This is a genomic window from Caulobacter sp. CCUG 60055, from assembly GCF_022750545.1.
Lineage (GTDB): Bacteria > Pseudomonadota > Alphaproteobacteria > Caulobacterales > Caulobacteraceae > PUIC01.
Genome location: NZ_PUIC01000016.1, coordinates 1 through 15193, shown reverse-complemented (window position 1 = coordinate 15193; position 15193 = coordinate 1). Strand labels below are relative to the sequence as shown.

12 protein-coding genes are annotated in these 15193 nt (G+C 63.0%); 11 read left to right on the top strand and 1 reads right to left on the bottom strand.

Annotation, left to right across the window (positions count from 1 at the left end):
• Positions 1 to 43 precede the first annotated feature (43 nt).
• On the top strand, positions 44 to 1378 hold the full coding sequence (locus tag C5708_RS17470; protein ID WP_242923079.1) for a DsbA family protein: 1335 nt from the start codon (positions 44 to 46) through the stop codon (positions 1376 to 1378).
• Here C5708_RS17470 and C5708_RS17465 read toward each other — a convergent pair.
• Entirely contained in the window at positions 1353 to 2039 is a 687-nt protein-coding gene (locus tag C5708_RS17465) for a 50S ribosomal protein L11 methyltransferase (protein ID WP_242923077.1), read from the bottom strand. The genes C5708_RS17470 and C5708_RS17465 overlap by 26 nt on opposite strands.
• 265 nt (positions 2040 to 2304) lie before the next feature.
• Here C5708_RS17465 and C5708_RS17460 point away from each other — a divergent pair, with 265 nt between their 5' ends.
• From C5708_RS17460 to C5708_RS17415, 10 genes are all read left to right on the top strand, one after another.
• Positions 2305 to 2721, top strand: coding sequence for a DUF805 domain-containing protein (locus tag C5708_RS17460; RefSeq protein ID WP_242923075.1), 417 nt, complete (start codon positions 2305 to 2307; stop codon positions 2719 to 2721).
• A gap of 109 nt (positions 2722 to 2830) precedes the next feature.
• Positions 2831 to 2974, top strand: coding sequence for a hypothetical protein (locus C5708_RS17455; protein WP_242923074.1), 144 nt, complete (start codon positions 2831 to 2833; stop codon positions 2972 to 2974).
• A gap of 301 nt (positions 2975 to 3275) precedes the next feature.
• A complete protein-coding gene (locus C5708_RS17450; protein ID WP_242923073.1) occupies positions 3276 to 3803 on the top strand; it encodes a hypothetical protein in 528 nt (175 codons plus the stop codon).
• Positions 3804 to 5081: 1278 nt separating this feature from the next.
• Positions 5082 to 7730 (top strand): TonB-dependent receptor, encoded by a 2649-nt coding sequence (locus C5708_RS17445; protein WP_242923072.1) that lies wholly within the window; start codon positions 5082 to 5084, stop codon positions 7728 to 7730.
• A 308-nt stretch (positions 7731 to 8038) separates the two neighbouring features.
• A complete protein-coding gene (locus C5708_RS17440; RefSeq protein ID WP_242923071.1) occupies positions 8039 to 8635 on the top strand; it encodes a TetR/AcrR family transcriptional regulator in 597 nt (198 codons plus the stop codon).
• Between the two features lie 306 nt (positions 8636 to 8941).
• Positions 8942 to 10345 carry a serine hydrolase domain-containing protein gene (locus tag C5708_RS17435; protein WP_242923070.1) on the top strand — a complete coding sequence of 468 codons (1404 nt, stop codon included), beginning with the start codon at positions 8942 to 8944 and terminating at the stop codon, positions 10343 to 10345.
• Positions 10342 to 11412, top strand: coding sequence for a membrane dipeptidase (locus C5708_RS17430; RefSeq protein ID WP_242923069.1), 1071 nt, complete (start codon positions 10342 to 10344; stop codon positions 11410 to 11412). The genes C5708_RS17435 and C5708_RS17430 overlap by 4 nt, the downstream gene beginning before the upstream one ends.
• Positions 11413 to 11462: 50 nt before the next feature.
• On the top strand, positions 11463 to 12536 hold the full coding sequence (locus tag C5708_RS17425) for a beta-eliminating lyase-related protein (protein ID WP_242923067.1): 1074 nt from the start codon (positions 11463 to 11465) through the stop codon (positions 12534 to 12536).
• Positions 12529 to 14490, top strand: coding sequence for a serine hydrolase domain-containing protein (locus C5708_RS17420; protein WP_242923065.1), 1962 nt, complete (start codon positions 12529 to 12531; stop codon positions 14488 to 14490). Before C5708_RS17425 ends, C5708_RS17420 begins: the two co-directional genes overlap by 8 nt.
• 64 nt (positions 14491 to 14554) lie before the next feature.
• A complete protein-coding gene (locus C5708_RS17415) occupies positions 14555 to 14983 on the top strand; it encodes a heme-binding protein (protein ID WP_242923063.1) in 429 nt (142 codons plus the stop codon).
• The last annotated feature ends 210 nt before the right edge of the window (positions 14984 to 15193 follow it).

Sequence of the window (15193 nt, the reverse complement as noted above, 5' to 3'; positions counted from 1 at the left end):
TGTGCCAATATATGTCAATCCTGCTGTCAAAGGGGAGACGAGGATGAGCATCGCGCCGCGCCGTGCGTTCCCGGCGCGGGCCGTCGTCAGCCGGCTCGCCAGCGGATTGATCACCAGTGACCTCGCCCGCGACCTGCGGCGAGGCTTGGGGCGCCGGCCAGGGCCGCCGGTGGTCGAGTATTTCCATCAGGTCGACGATCCCTACAGCCACCTGGCCGCCCAGATGCTGGGGCTGCTGGCCCGACGCTACGGCGCGACGGTGCGGCCGTGGCTGGTTCCGCCGCCGGACGCGGCGGCCGCGCCCGAGCGCGAGCGGCTCGCCGCCTACGCGCTCAGGGACGCCGGCCGTCTCGCCGCCGAGTACGGCCTGGCCTTTCCGCCGGGGGCGCGTTCGCCCTCGCCCGAGCGGGCGCGGGCGGCCAACGCCGAACTCGCCGCCGGCCTGGCCGTGGATGGCTTCGCCGAACGAGCGGTCGCCGTGGGCGCCCGGCTGTGGGCCGGCGAGGCGGCGGCCGACGAGGCCGACGGGGCGGCCGAAGCGGGGGCCGTCGCCGCCCTGGCCGAAGGCGAGGCGAGGCGGCGGCGCCTCGGCCACTATCTCGGCGCGATGACGTACTTCGAGGGCGAATGGTTCTGGGGCGTCGACCGGCTCAACCACCTTGAGGAGCGGCTCGCCGCGCGGGGCTTCGACGGCGCGCCCGAGAACACCCCGGCCCTGGTCCCGTATCGCGCCGCCGGGGCGCCGTCGGCCGGCGATCTGCACGTCGGCCTGGACGCCGGTCTTGGCCGGGGGCCGACCGTCGAGCTTTGGTTCTCGTTCCGCAGCCCCTACACTTGGCTGGCCTTTCCCCGCGTGCGCCGGCTCGCCCGCCGGTACGGCGCGGACCTGCGCCTGCGCTACATCCTGCCGATGGTGATGCGCGGTTTGCCCGTGCCGCTGGTCAAGCGCCGCTACATCCTGCTCGACGCCAAGCGCGAGGCCGACCGGGCGGGCCTGCCGTTCGGCCGGATCGTCGATCCGGTGGGGGCGGGGGCTGAGCGGGCGCTGGCGGTGGCGCACCGCGCCCTCGCCCTCGGGTCGGCGGAGGCGTTTTGCGAAGAAGCCCTGCGCGCAGCCTTCGCCGAGGGGGTCGACCTGGCGAGCGACCGGGGACTCTACGGCGTCGCCCGTCGCGCCGGGCTGGGCGACGCCCAGGTGGACGAGGCTCTCGTCGACCAGAGCTGGCGGGCCGCCGCCGAGGAGAACCGGCGGGCGCTGTTCGAGGCGGGGCTTTGGGGCGCGCCGACCTTCCGCGTCGGCGGCGCGGCCGCGCATTGGGGACAGGACCGGCTGTGGGCGCTGGAAGCCGACCTCAGGGCGGCGACGGGCCGCCCATGACGGCGGCTGGCGCGGGCTCGAAGGCGAAGACCGTCGCCGACGTCGCGCCGTCGGCCTCGCCGAAATCCCGGATCGAATAGTCGGCCAGCGCCCGCAGCCGCGCCGTGGGCAGATAGGCCCGCCAGGGATCGCCGATCAGCGCCTCGACGCCGGCGGCGAGGCCGCGATCGAGGAAGGCGACCACCCGCTCCGCGACGTCGCGGTCGTAGAACAGGTCGCCGACCAGCACGAGATCGACCGCCGGCGGCGGGCCCCTGGTGAGGTCGTCGAGCAGCGGCGTCAGCGCGACCCCGTTCAGGGCGGCGTTCAGCTCCAGCGCGGCCAGGGCGTAGGGGTCGACATCGGCGGCGATCACCTTGGCCGCGCCGGCCTTGGCCGCCGCGATCCCGACAAGGCCCGCCCCGGCGCCGAGATCGAGGACCCGGCGGCCGGCCACGCAATCCGGGTGGTCGAGGACATGGCGCGCCAGCGCCAGGCCGCCGCCCCAGCAATGGGCCCAGTAAGGCGCGCCGAAGTCGTCGTCCCGCTCCGCCAGCCGGCGCAGGCCGCTTCGCGGGCCGGCCAGGTGAAGGCGGACCTCCGGGATCGACGGAACCGCCGACACGGGCAGGTTGGCGCGGATGAACGCCTGCACGTCGGGCCGCGCCGCTCGGGTCGTCATGCTGCTTCTCCGGGAAGAGGGCTTGGGTCCGGCCCAGGCCTCGGCCGGCGACGCCGGCCTGTCAATGCGCGTGTGTCGATGAAGCCCGTCGAAGGCCGCGTTCCCGGTCATGTTCTCGACGCTCGGGGCCCAGCGCGGAAATCCGGCGGTTGCGAATCCTCGCCGCCCGTGGTTGCAGCTTGCGGAGGTCGGCGGTCACCGACGCAACCTTGCATCGCCGCGGCGCCGCCCATCCAATTCCGCGCAACATCCCATGGGGCTTGAGATGACGCCTTGGTTCCTGAACTTCGACTTCAACGGCCGTTCGCGGCGATCGCACGCCTGGGCGAACTGGGCGTGCTGGTTCGGCGCGAGCGCGGTCCTGCTGATCGCCATCGGCGTGACGGCGGGCGCCCACCCCGACCCGACCAAGCTGAACCCCCTGGTGGTCGTGCTGTCGCTGGCGGTGGTGGCCGTCGCGCTGCTGAGCTTCGTCGACAATCTGGCGATGATGTTCCGACGCGCCCATGACACCAACAAGTCGGGCTGGATCTGGCTGCTGCTGATGATCCCGCTGGTGAACCTGCTGGCGCTCTACTGGCTGCTGATCCAGGACAGCGACCACGGCGCCAATCGCTACGGCCCTCCGACCAAGACCTTCTATCAGGCCGGGCCCGGCCAGGACGCCGGCCCCGTCTCGTAGCGAAGCGCGAAGGCCGAGATCGCGCCGTACCGCCCGATGGTTACGACTTTGCCGATCTCGCCGGCGTCATCTTCGGCGCTCGGATGTCGGAACCGGCAAGGTGGCGACCATGAAGATCGTGGAGCGCAAGTGTCGCGGGGCGGGCCGTTCCGATTTCGAGATCTATCAGGCCCGATATGACCAGGGCATCAAACTCTACCTTGGCGTCAAGGTCGATGATGCGCTGGAGATGGGCGAGTGGATCGAATTCTAAGGCTGTCAGCTCGTCAACTCTGGTGCGGTCCGAAACCCGACACCTCTCCATTTAACAACGGCGGCTATTGGCGCTTTGACGATCCCACGATGCAGTGATCTCGGCGATAGGCGAGAAACGGATCCGAATTCAGGCGGACGGCCAAAGGTAACTGTCGGGGCGGAGTAGGGGCTAGTGAAGATGACCATTCCATTGGCTGCGACGCGTCACCGACGCCTGCGATGAGCTTGACGGCTCGCGAAAGTTGAGTCCGGCTCTGTTATCAGCTAATCGTCTAGCGCTTCTGCCTGGACGGTTCGGAATGATCCGCCTTCACTCGCCCATGTCGATCGAAGATTGTTTTGCGCGACTGCGCTCTGAGCTCGACCCGCCCTGGAAAATCTTCGGACGCAAACCGGTCGTCGGCACGGTGACGAGAGCTCGACTGCTTGTTCATAAGCGCACGTCGGTGTTTGTCCGTAACTCCTTTCAACCGCATCTGTCAGCGACGTTTCAGCCGGACGGAGGAGGGACATCGATCACTTGCAGGTTCGTGCTTCACCCGTTCACGGTCGCGTTCATGGTGCTTTGGGTGACTGCGGTATTGCTTGTGGGCGGGGGAGCGGTTGGTGAACTCGTGCGACCAAACCATTCGGATGAGGCGTGGGCCGGGGTCTTCGTGCTGTTCGGGATGTTGGCGTTCGCGGCGGCTCTTGTCGGCGGCGGCTGGTGGCTCAACGCTTCGGACAAGGATCTCCTGATCAAGTTTCTGACGAGCAAGCTGCAAGCGGTGGCCGCACCGCCTAACCACGCCCAACGCTTGGCGCACGCTCCCGGCCTCCCAGTCTGACAAGGGAAGCCCGTCTAGTCTGACCTCGCCAGCCGTAGCCGGATGAAGGCCACAGAGCACCTTCAATAGAGTCGGCTTCCCCATGCCTGGACCACACAGGAGGCGGCCATGTGCACCGGCCATTCCTTTCGTGATCTGGAGTCGCTCGACACCTATGCTGATAGCGGAATCATCGCTAATGCGACGACCCTCCGGCTCGCACGTCCCAAAGCCTGAACAAGCAGGCAACCGCGTTTGCAAACCAAGCTGCAAACCGCGTCGACAGCGATTTGCTAACCCATTGATTTTGTTGGAGACCTGGCCGAGAATCAAACTCGGGTACGCGGATTTGCAGGCCCTAGCAGATTGTTGAAAAACAGCAGTTTAGATGCAACGTGTGAAAATAAAAATTAATCAATTTCAATTGATTAACTTACCGTTTCGAAGTGGTCAGGCGTCTGCGGCGTGCTGTCGATTCATGATAGGAAGATGCTGGACTGTATCGTCCGGCGGCGTGCGACCCTAACTGGGGCGGCCTTGAAGCTGCTCCGGTCGCTACCGTGTAGTCAGTTGATCGAGCCCGAACGGATCGTTGCAGATTGATTGGGTGCGCGCATCGCGGTGCTGGATCGCCTGGGTCTCAGCATTCCGCATTCGCCAGGGCGTTAGCGGGAGAACAACAGGGCGGAGAGCTCTCAACTGCTGATCCGGCGATGCGAACGGCAGCAGCAACTGTTCAAGAGTCAGGGCTCAGTCCAGCGCCTTCCTCCACCTACGCCGCCGTCTATAACGTCTTCAACTTTCAACCCCCTCTGATCCGCCGACCGACGCTCCGCCAGTTCCGGGCCGCGGCGCATCAGGCGTGGGCGGAAGCGACGGTCGCCGCCTGACGGTCATGGTGGGGGAGGGCGCTCTGCGTCTGTCGCGAGCTAAGTTGTCAGCACCACGCCGCGGCATCGTTAAGCGATCATTCCTCCTCGGCCATCGCTCCGCCTTGCCCGCGACCCGGTCTTCATAGGGGCGGCACGGTCGAAGCTGGCCCTGGGGGCTTCCGTTGTCCTAGCGGGGGCGTGAAACCGCTTCTCCGCGGAGAAAATTCATATATGTATTGAATCAAATACAGAGCTGAATCGTAGCGCGCGAGCGCAACCGAGAGCCAGGATGAGGAAACCAATGGGTCGGTCGCACAACGGCGGGTATCAATCTTTTGGAATGGGAAGGCTGTGGGGCGCGAGTGCGCTGGTCCTTGCAGCGTGTTTGGCGAATGCGCCGGCGCAAGCAGAGGGGAAGTCGTCCAGCGTGAACGAAGGCGCTGTTCAGCAAGTGGACGAGGTGGTCGTCACAGGCACGCGCATCCGCCACACTGATGCGGTCAGCGCTAACCCGATTACGGTCGTTGGGGCGCAGGCCCTGCAGGTCTCCAACGTGCAGACCATTGCTGACGTGCTGTCCAAGCTGCCCGTGATCAGTCATCAGGGCTACGGCGGGGCGACCCCAGCGGGGCAACAGACCGGAACGACGGGCGTCGACATGCGCAACCTCGGCCCAAGTCGAACGCTTGTTCTAGTCGATGGCCGACGTTACACCCCCAGCATCAGCCTGCTGAACATAGCGGTCAACGTCGATACGATTCCGGTCTCGATGATCGATCGCATTGAGATCCTGCGCGATGGCGCCTCGCCGATCTACGGATCGGATGCGGTCGCTGGCGTGATCAACATCATCACCAAGCAACATTTTAATGGGGCGCAGATTGACGCGGACACTGGCGTCAGCGGGCGCGGTGATGGCGCTACGTATCATGTCAGCGTCACCGTGGGCCGCGAATTTTCGGCCGGAAATATCCTCGCAAATCTCTCCTACGTGAAAAAGGACGGGTTGACCGCCCAACAGCGCGCCTACTCGGCCAATCCTGTCCAGGGCTATATTCCGAATGGCTCCGGCGGCTTCACCCCTTACTTCGGAAGCATCTTTTCCCCAGGCGGCACGTGGCTGTCTCAGGGCGTGACTTTTATCGGCCCAACCACCAGCCAATACGCGCTCTTGCCAGAGACGGGATACGTCGAGACCAATAACAGTAGCATCGTCGATCCGATGGAAACTTATGCGGGGACGGTTCACGCGCGATATGAACTGAGCCCGCAGATCAAGGCGTTTTTTGATGCTGACTACGCACGGGATGACACGGTGTCTTATGGCTCGGCCGCGGAGTTTTTCGCCGGGCGTAGCGCGAAATATCCGAGCGCAGGCAATGTGCCGGCAGACAATCCCTACAACTTGATCGGAATCCCGATCACCAACTTTTACAAATCGTTCGACACAGTCGGGGATCGTTACATCCCGACCCGGACCACCACCTGGGAGGCCGCGGTAGGGTTAAGGGGCGAGTTCGGCGATGGTTATGAGTGGACCGCCAGCTACAAGTACGGCAGCAGCAATAGCCGCTCGGGCTTCCCGAACAACCTGAACGTCAATCACCTGGTGACGGCCTACGACCCGATCCTTTGCGCCGCGGCGCCCACGTGCGCAGCGGCGGGCGCCGCGCTCGACCCGTTTGGGCCGGCCACTATCACGCCCGCGTTCGCCAACTACATCCGCCAGAATGACACGGTGACCAACCGATATGTGCAACAGATCGGCGGACTGTCGCTTACGGGCCGGTTGGCCAAGCTGCCGGCGGGCCCCTTGAGTTTCGCGCTCGGAGGGGAAATCCGCCGAGAGTCCGGAGGGACCTCCTACGACGACATCATTTTGGCGGGAGATTCCTCTCTAATAGACGCCAAGAACACGTCGGGCGCATACACCTCCAAGGAGGTGTATGCTGAACTCAATGCGCCATTGTTAAAGGATGTTGCGCTGGCCAAGTCGCTGACTGTCGATGGCGCGGTCCGGTATTCTGACTATGACTTGTTCGGGGGATCGACAACTTGGAAGATCGGCTTGAACTGGGCCGTGAACGACGACGTACGCGTCCGGGGAGGTGTTGGGACGGCCTTTCGCGCCCCTTCGATCATTGACCTTTATGGTGGCGCGCTGAACACTTTCTCGACCTATGCCGACCCCTGTGACCCGACGAAAGGGCGGCGTTCCAATCCCAGCGTCGATGCGGCTTGCCTGGCGCAGGGGCTGGGCTCCGATTTTCGCCAGGTGAATTCAAAGACGCTCGGTTTGCGCACCGGCAGCGCGAACCTCGTCCCGGAGACGGCTGACGAGGCCAATATCGGCGTCGTCTTCACGCCGCGCTTTGCTCAAGGATTGGCCGTCGCGATCGACTACTTTTCCATCAAGTTGAAGAACGCGATCTCTCAGCCGGGCACAGGGATCATCCTGTCCGAGTGCTATTCGAACTATTCAGCCTCGAACTCGGCGTGTGCGGGCATTTCGAGAAACGCGGCGGGGCAGATCAGCGAAATCCTGCTGCCGAAGGAGAACTTCGGGGGTGTCAGGACGGACGGAGTCGATTTCTCCGTTCAGTACGCTTTCGAGGCGAGCCGGCTCGGCCTGGGCGTCGGACAGTTCACGGCGAGTTTGGACGGGGCATATCTGCTGAACTACAAGCAGCAGGCCCTGACCGGAGGCCCCTTCACTCAACTGCGGGGCTATTTCGCGCAGGATGGGAGTTTCGGGAGCTATAACGTCCTGCGGGCTACCGGGAATCTCACCTACAGCCGCGGTGACTGGAGACTAGATTACAAGATTCGGTACATCGAAGGCGGCAAGGCGTTCGGCTTCATGCCTGAGGCTGAACCCATGTCTGCTGCAAGGACTCCCGATGTATATTACAATGATATTTCGCTGAGTTATCGCCGTGAGCGGTATCAAATCACGGTCGGCATTGAAAATATTGCCGATACTCAACCGCCGTTCATATTCGGTACGCAATACGATGCGACAGCGTATGATCTGATGGGCCGGTATTTCTATCTTAAGTTCTCGGCCAAGTACTGAATATTGGGCGATTTATTGAGTGTTCGGTCTATATTTGTGATTTCGCCAAGTGGCGAAAGTGTACGGTTCCAACGGTTTGCGATGCGGCTGCGGCGCGCATAGTGAAATTAAGGAATGTAATCGTCTCAGAGCTGTGGCGATCAGGGAAGTCATGTGCGAAATCGCTGCTTCTGTAGACGGTTGATGGGAGAGTATGGGTCTACCTTACAAACCCGTTTGCGTTGCGCTCTTGCAAGAGCGCAACGCTGTGGGAGTGGGGTGACAGAATCTTCGCACCGGCCTAAGTTTGCCTAATGGCTAATGATAGAGTGACCGCTTGGCGCCGACGTCAACGTGAAGACGCCCGTCCGCGCTTCACTCGTGAGGATTGGCTCCGTGCGGCTCGGAAGGCGCTTATTCGCGGCGGCGTGGCCTCGGTTAAAGTGGAACGTTTGGCCGCCGATTTGGCCATTACACGGGGTGGTTTTTACTGGCATTTCAAGGACAGGAAGGATCTCCTGGATGGCCTTCTCGCCGACTGGGTGGAGAACAACACCGAGCCGCTAATTAAGGCTATTGAGAACGATCAGCCCGATGGCGTTGCGCAGTACCGCGCGCTGGTGAAGACTTGGCTCGATGAGCGGCGATATTCGCCGGCGTACGATTCTGCTGTACGCGATTGGGCGCGGTTGGATTCGAAAGTGGCGCAGACGGTGCGGCGCATCGACGAGCAGCGTATTCGCGCGGTGGCCAATATTTTCTTGAACCTCGGCTATGAGATGGACGAGGCGATGATCCGAGCCCGAGTGACCTACTATCATCAAGTAGGCTACTACGCTTTGGCGATTAAAGAGTCGAAGGCGGCTAGGTTGCAGGGCTATCAGCTTTACTCACGAGTCCTGATCGGCCGCGATAGCGAAGCCTGAGCTTCCCAGCCTCGACAAGGTCATGTTTCTGCGACTCGGCGTTCGGTTTCGCCCCGGCGGGCCGACACCCTCCTCGTGAATTTCAAACACTGACTGACTGGGCGCGGATGACGGCTTGAGCGCACGCCGACCGCAGCCTGCCTCCATCTGTCGCCCGCAACCATCGATACGTCGCGGCATGCGCCTTAGGCGTTGACAGGGCGAGGGAATATGCGCTCTCTGTCCATACATAACTGTATTTAAAAGCCATCAGCCGCGTCCCTAATGGGCGGCGGTGGCGCGGTCGGATAGGGAGGGGTTCGGCATGTGCAATCCGACGAGGGCGGCATGACGCCTGCTCGCATTCAACGGCGTTTGTCGGAATGCCTGGCGGACAATGCGGTGTTGACCGAGGTGCCCGGCGCTGCCGCCGCGATCTGGATCGACGATCGTCTTTACGAAGCCGCAACGGGGGTGCTGAGCGTAGACACCCGCGTGCCGGTCACTGCCGATTCAGTTTTCCAGATCGGCTCGATTACCAAGATGCTCACGGCGACGTTGGTTATGCAGTTGGTGGATCAGGGGCTAATCGACATTGACCGGCCGGTCGTGTCTTACCTGCCTGAGTTTTGTGTTGCTGATGCAGAGGCGACGGCAACGGTCACGCCCCGTCAATTACTTAGCCATATGAGCGGCGTTGAGGGTGACCTCTTCCTCGATACGGGGGACGACGATAGCGCGCTCCAACGATATGTCGCGGCTGGGCAGTCGCTTACTCAGATTCATGCTCCCGGCCGAGCAGTGTCGTACTGCAACTTCGGCTACAGCGTTCTTGGACGGCTAATCGAGCGTATGACGGGCCTGAGTTGGGCCGCGGCCCTACGGGAGCGACTGGTTGTTCCCCTGGGAGCCCGGCGGCTTCTGACGCGGCTGGACGAGGTCGTCAAGGAACGGGTTGCAGTCGGACATGTTGTCGATCCGCAGACAAGAAAGGTCGGCGTGGTTTCAAAGACCTACCTGCCTGTGTCACTGGCGCCGGCAGGCTCGACGGTCGTAGCGGCGCTTGCGGATCTGATGTTGTTCGCGCGCATGCATCTTGATGGTGGTCGCAACGCATCCGGGCAGATCTTGCTCAGTCCTGAGTCGGTCGCTGCGATGCAGAGCATCGAGGGGCTGCTGCCTTCGCCTCAATGGGCGTTGCAAGCTCGCGGACTGGGCTGGGTGCTGTCCTCGTGGAGTGGTCAGCCGGTTTATGGTCACGACGGTGGCACGACTGGCCAGGCCTCGTTCCTCCGGGTGTTGCCCCACAGACGCATGGCGATGATCCTGTTCGCCAATGCGCTGACACGCCCTAAGGAGCTATTCCACAGCGTATTCAGCGAATTTTTTCGCGACCTGGGCGGGGTTGAGATGGCGAAGCCGCCGCCGGCCATCGACATGGATCGGGTGGACGCCGCCAAGCTCGCCGGGCGCTACCGAAGCCTTTCCACGACGATCGAGGTGTTCCAGCGGGACGGGCGGCTGTTCTTGCGCTCGTTTGACACAGCGAGCCCTGGGGACGCCGCCAAGGGCGACCAGACGACCGAACTGGAGCCGGTGTCGCCGAGGGGATTTCGCATGTTGACCCCCGGATTGTCGTCCCCGGACGGCGTCGTATTCCACGACGAGGACGAGCGGGGAATTCCCCGATTGATGCTCGTCCGAGTTCGCAACTTCGCGAGGGAAGCATGAGTTCCGTCCAAGTCGAAGGCGCGGAGCGCTATCCGTCCGACGTAACTCGGGGCGTGAATGCGTCTCTCACCATCGATATGTTGTGCCCGCTGGGCCTCAACAACGGGCGCACGACATCGTGGCTCAAGAATGCAGCGTCGTTCTCGGTTGACGATTATCGGAAGATAAGGGCCTCGGGGATAAAGGTGTTCCACGTCTCCTATGGGCGCAACAAGGTCAGGCCCTATGAAGATGTGTTAGGCTACCTGGCCGCTTGGAACGGCGTTATCGCCTCCAATGGCGACTATCTTGCTCGCATCGATGAGCCGGACGACTTCGATCGAATCGTCGCCTCCGAACGGATCGGGATCATTCTTGGCACCCAATCCGCATACCATCTGCAGTCCGTAGACGACGTGGAGATATTCTACGCGCTGGGGCAGCGCGTCTGCCAGCTGACTTACAACACTCTTACCCCGTTGGGATCGGGGTGCACCGAGCGGGTGGATTGCGGCTTGTCCGACCTTGGCGTGGCCATGGTCGAGCGAATGAATGAGGTCGGCATGACCGTCGACCTGTCTCACTGCGGCGATCGGACGACTATGGACGCTATCGAAGCGTCGAAGGGCCCCGTCCTGATTACGCACGCCAATTGCCGCGCGCTGGTCCCCGGCCACCCGCGCGGCAAGACCGACGAGGCGATCCTGGCCCTGGCGCGCAAGGGCGGGGTGATCGGGATGACGATCCTCCGCAACTTCGTATCCGAACAGGAGCCGACGACGATCGAACATTGGCTCGACCACTGCGAACACGTGATCAAGCTGGTCGGCGTCGAGCACGTCGGCATCGGCAGCGATACGGACCTGGACGGCTGGGACAGGTTGGACCCGCTGACACGGGGGCGGATCATCGACGGCATGGGACCAAAATACCGCTTCCGCGAGCGGTTGGATATCGAGGGTCTCGATCATCCGCAGCGTACGTTCGACATCGTCGCCGGCTTGCGTCGTCGCGGATACGGCTTCGGCGACATCGGCCTGATCCTCGGCGGCAACTTCGCCCGGGTTCTGGCGGAGACGTGGCGGTGAGGGCGCCAGACAGGGGCGTAGAGACGCCGCAGAACCTAACGGACGCTCAGTTGGCGAACGAGGTGCGAGCGCTTTGCACGCGCGATTTGGTTTTGCATCGCACGCCGCCGCCAAGCGCTTGGCTTCGCCGGCTTGCGGACAGCCCATACGCAGCACTGCCGTGGGACGTTTATGGCGTGGGTGGGGCGGCGGACGAGTTGGGGCGGCGGATCGCCGAACTGCTCGGCAAGCCGGCGGCGCTGTTCTTCAGCCGAGGGGTCATCGCCCAGCAGGTCGCGCTCAGGATCTGGGCGACGTCGCCGCGCCCGTCGACGGTGGCGGTCGACGCGAAGAGTCATCTTCAACTGGCCGAAAACGACGCGATCGAGCGGCTTAGCGGCCTCAGCGCCATTCCGATCACCTCGTCCGCGGGGATGACGGTCGCGAACCTCGCCGCCATCGCCGAGCCCATCGGGGCTGTCACGGTTGAGTTGCCGCTGAGGCGGGCTGGGTTTCAGCTCCCAACCTGGTCGGAACTCGTTGAGATTTCGGACTGGTGTCGGGCGCGCGGTATCCCGCTTCATATAGACGGCGCCCGGCTGTGGGAGAGCGGACCTTGGTTCGGACGTTCCTACGCTGAAATCGCAGGGCTCGCCGATTCCATCTATATATCGCTGTACAAGGGGCTCGGGGCCCCGTCGGGCGCCATGCTGGCCGGCGACGCGGACTTCATGGCCAAGGCCAAGGTTTGGCGACTGCGATATGGCGGCGCGCCCTATCGCAATGTCCAGTCCACGGTCGCCGCGCTGCATGGCCTGGACACCCATCTGCCCAAAATGGCGGACTATGTGGCGCGCGCCATTGAACTGGCGGCCGATCTCAAGGCCGTTGGTTTCAAAGTCACGCCCGACCCGCCGCGTAGCAACGCCTTCCATCTGTTCGTGGCGGTCGATCCGCAGCGACTTCAGGCCGCTCATCTGGCGTTCGCCCAATCAACGGCAAGCTGGTTGTTCAACGAGCCGACCGCGACCCAGATTCCTGGTTTTGCCGCTCTTGAGTTCATGATTGGCGATGGCGCGGAAGACTTCACCAACGCCGAAATTATCGACAGCCTGGCGCAAATATTGGACAAGGCTCGTGCGTAAAAAGATCAATGGAATGCTCGCTGCACGAGCCTTTTCGATTTTTGGCGCAGTCGTTTTGCTTGCGGCCGCGCCGTACGCTGGTTCGCAGACGGCAAGCAGTGCGCGCGCGGCCGGCGTCTCGCCATCCAAAATGCTGGACCACGACGACGTGGAAGCTTTCCTCGACGGCGTCATTCGCCCCGCGATGGCTCAGGACCACATCACGGGCGTCGAAGTCGCCGTAGTCAAGGACGGCCAACTGGTCCTGGCTAAGGGCTATGGTTACGCAGACCTTCAGAAAAAGGTTCCGACGGATCCCGCCTCTACGCTCTTTCGGGTCGGGTCGGTGTCGAAGCTCTTCGTGACGACGGCGGCGATGCAACTGGTGGAGCAGGGGCGGCTGGATCTCGACAGGGACGTCAACGACTATCTCGATTTTCGTGTGCAGCCCAAGTTCGGGCGAGCAATCACCATGCGCAACTTGCTTACGCACACGGCCGGGTTCGAAGATGAATCCAAGGACACCTACACGTTTGACTCCAGGCGGGTTCAGCCCTTGGGCCGCCTATTGGCCAGTCATCTTCCGCATCGGGCGTATCCCCCCGGCGCCGTCGTGGCCTATTCCAACTACGGAATGACGCTTGCCGGCTATGTCGTCCAGCGCATTTCCGGCAAGCCCTTCGACCAGTACGTCGCCGAGAACATCTTCACGCCGCTGGGGATGACCCGATCGACGTTTATTCAACCGCCGCCGCCAAGGCCTGATACGACAATCGCCAGGGCCTATGCTGCGGGGAGCGCCGCGCCGTCGCCGTTCGAATATGTGGCGATCGCACCGGCCGGGGCGCTTTCGACTACGGCTCAGGATATGAGCCGTTTTCTCAAGGCAAACCTGCAGGGGGGGCAGGTGGATGGGCGCGCCATACTGACGCCGGCGACCATGGCGCGGATGCAGACCATACAGATTCCAGGCGCCGGCGGCGTCGGGGGTATGGCGCTAGGTTTCGACGAGGTCCGCCTGAACGGCCGGCGCGTGCTGATCCATGGGGGCGCGACGCTACAGTTTCTCGCCTATTTTGCGGTGGCGCCTCGGGAGGGATTTGGCTTTTTCATCGTTGAAAGCAGCGGCAAGGACCGGACGTTCGAGCCGCGCGTGCTGCAGGGGCTTATGGATCGCTACTACCCGCGGGAAGACCCATCCAGTATTCCAGCGGCTATGCAACCTGGGTTCGCGCATGAACATGTCGCTGGCGCTTACCGCTCAAATCGGCGAGCAGATGCGACCATCCTCAGGTTGCTGTCCATCGTCCGGGAGAAGACGGTGAAATCCTATCCTGACGGCTCGATCACCGTAAGCGGCCTTGATACGTCCGCAGGGCGGCCGAAGCATTGGGTGAACGTCCGCCCGCTCGTCTATCGTGACCCGCAGGGCGACGAGATGTTGGAGTTTCGGACGAATGGGTCTGGACGGATCTCCAAACTGATCGGAGCCGATATCGGCGTCAGCGAATTCGACCGCGCCGGATGGTGGGAAAACCGCAATGTAAACTTGGCCCTGTTCGGCTTCAGCGTCCTTGTTTGCTTAATCCATCTGATCTCTGCGGCCGTCTGTCGCCTGCGCAGGCCTTCAGCCGAGTTCGCTCAGGGCGAGCCCAAGATGGGCGCCTTGGTCGTCGTAGGCTGCGCCGTCAACGTGATCGTCTTGGCGGCATGGCCAGCGGCCCTGGTCGGCGGCCTGTTCCATCTGGAGCTGATGTCTTCGGCGATGGATTGGGTGGTGCGCCTGCTTCAGGCCGTCGCGCTTGCCGACCTCTTGCTGCTTGCGATGATGCTCTATCGCGCCGTGCGCCTTTGGACCTTATCGCGCGTGAGCGCCCGAGCGCGCCTTTGGTCGGCTGTGATCGCCGTCGCCGCGCTGACTAGCGGAGCGCTGATCCTCAACTGGAACGTCCTGACCCTCAGCCTAAATTACTGAAGGCTGGGGCGCGTGGGGAAGGTTCAGCGCTTCGCGCCCGTCACTTAGTTATCGGAAACGAGACATGGGCCAAATCGGCATTGATCAAGCCAATGCAATCATCTCGGGCGGCCTCGCCAAGGCGCGCGAGTTGGGGCTCAAGCCGCTAAGCATCGCGGTTCTGGATGCCGGCGGCCACTTGATCGCCTTCCAGCGCCAGGACGCCGCCTCGACCCTGCGGCCGCAGATTGCAATGGCCAAGGCGTCGGGCGCGCTGGCGATTGGCGTCTCGTCTCGCCAGATCGGGCAAATGGCGGCCGAGCGGCCGAGCTTCATCTCCGCGCTGGAGGCGATCGCGCCGGGCGGAATCATTCCCGCCGCCGGCGGAGTGATTGTGATCGGCGCGTCCAGCCGCCCCATCGGCGCGGTTGGCGTTACTGGCGACAGCTCCGACAATGACGAAGCTTGCGCTCTGGCCGGCATCGCCGCCGCCGGACTTACCGCCCAGCCCTGACGCTTAGACTGGCGACCAACTCGCGTTGCCCTCGTCCCGGCCTAGTTCTCCCGAAAGATCCAGATGATCTGTTCTTCCGTAAGACTCGCTCGCCGTTTCTCAAGGGGCCTAACCCCGAGTGGAGGAAATGTTCAAGGGTGGGTCAAGCTCGGTTGGCCAGCCAAGCCCCGCTGCTCCAATTGGGGCAATGCTGTCAAACGGCTTGCAAAA

Excerpts from the sequence above, each read along its gene's own strand:
- C5708_RS17430 (WP_242923069.1), top strand. The coding sequence starts at position 10,342 with ATGAGTTCCGTCCAAGTCGAAGGCGCGGAGCGCTATCCGTCCGACGTA.
- C5708_RS17465 (WP_242923077.1), bottom strand. The coding sequence starts at position 2,039 with ATGACGACCCGAGCGGCGCGGCCCGACGTGCAGGCGTTCATCCGCGCC.
- C5708_RS17460 (WP_242923075.1), top strand. The coding sequence starts at position 2,305 with ATGACGCCTTGGTTCCTGAACTTCGACTTCAACGGCCGTTCGCGGCGA.
- C5708_RS17455 (WP_242923074.1), top strand. The coding sequence starts at position 2,831 with ATGAAGATCGTGGAGCGCAAGTGTCGCGGGGCGGGCCGTTCCGATTTC.
- C5708_RS17415 (WP_242923063.1), top strand. The coding sequence starts at position 14,555 with ATGGGCCAAATCGGCATTGATCAAGCCAATGCAATCATCTCGGGCGGC.
- C5708_RS17450 (WP_242923073.1), top strand. The coding sequence starts at position 3,276 with ATGATCCGCCTTCACTCGCCCATGTCGATCGAAGATTGTTTTGCGCGA.
- C5708_RS17470 (WP_242923079.1), top strand. The coding sequence starts at position 44 with ATGAGCATCGCGCCGCGCCGTGCGTTCCCGGCGCGGGCCGTCGTCAGC.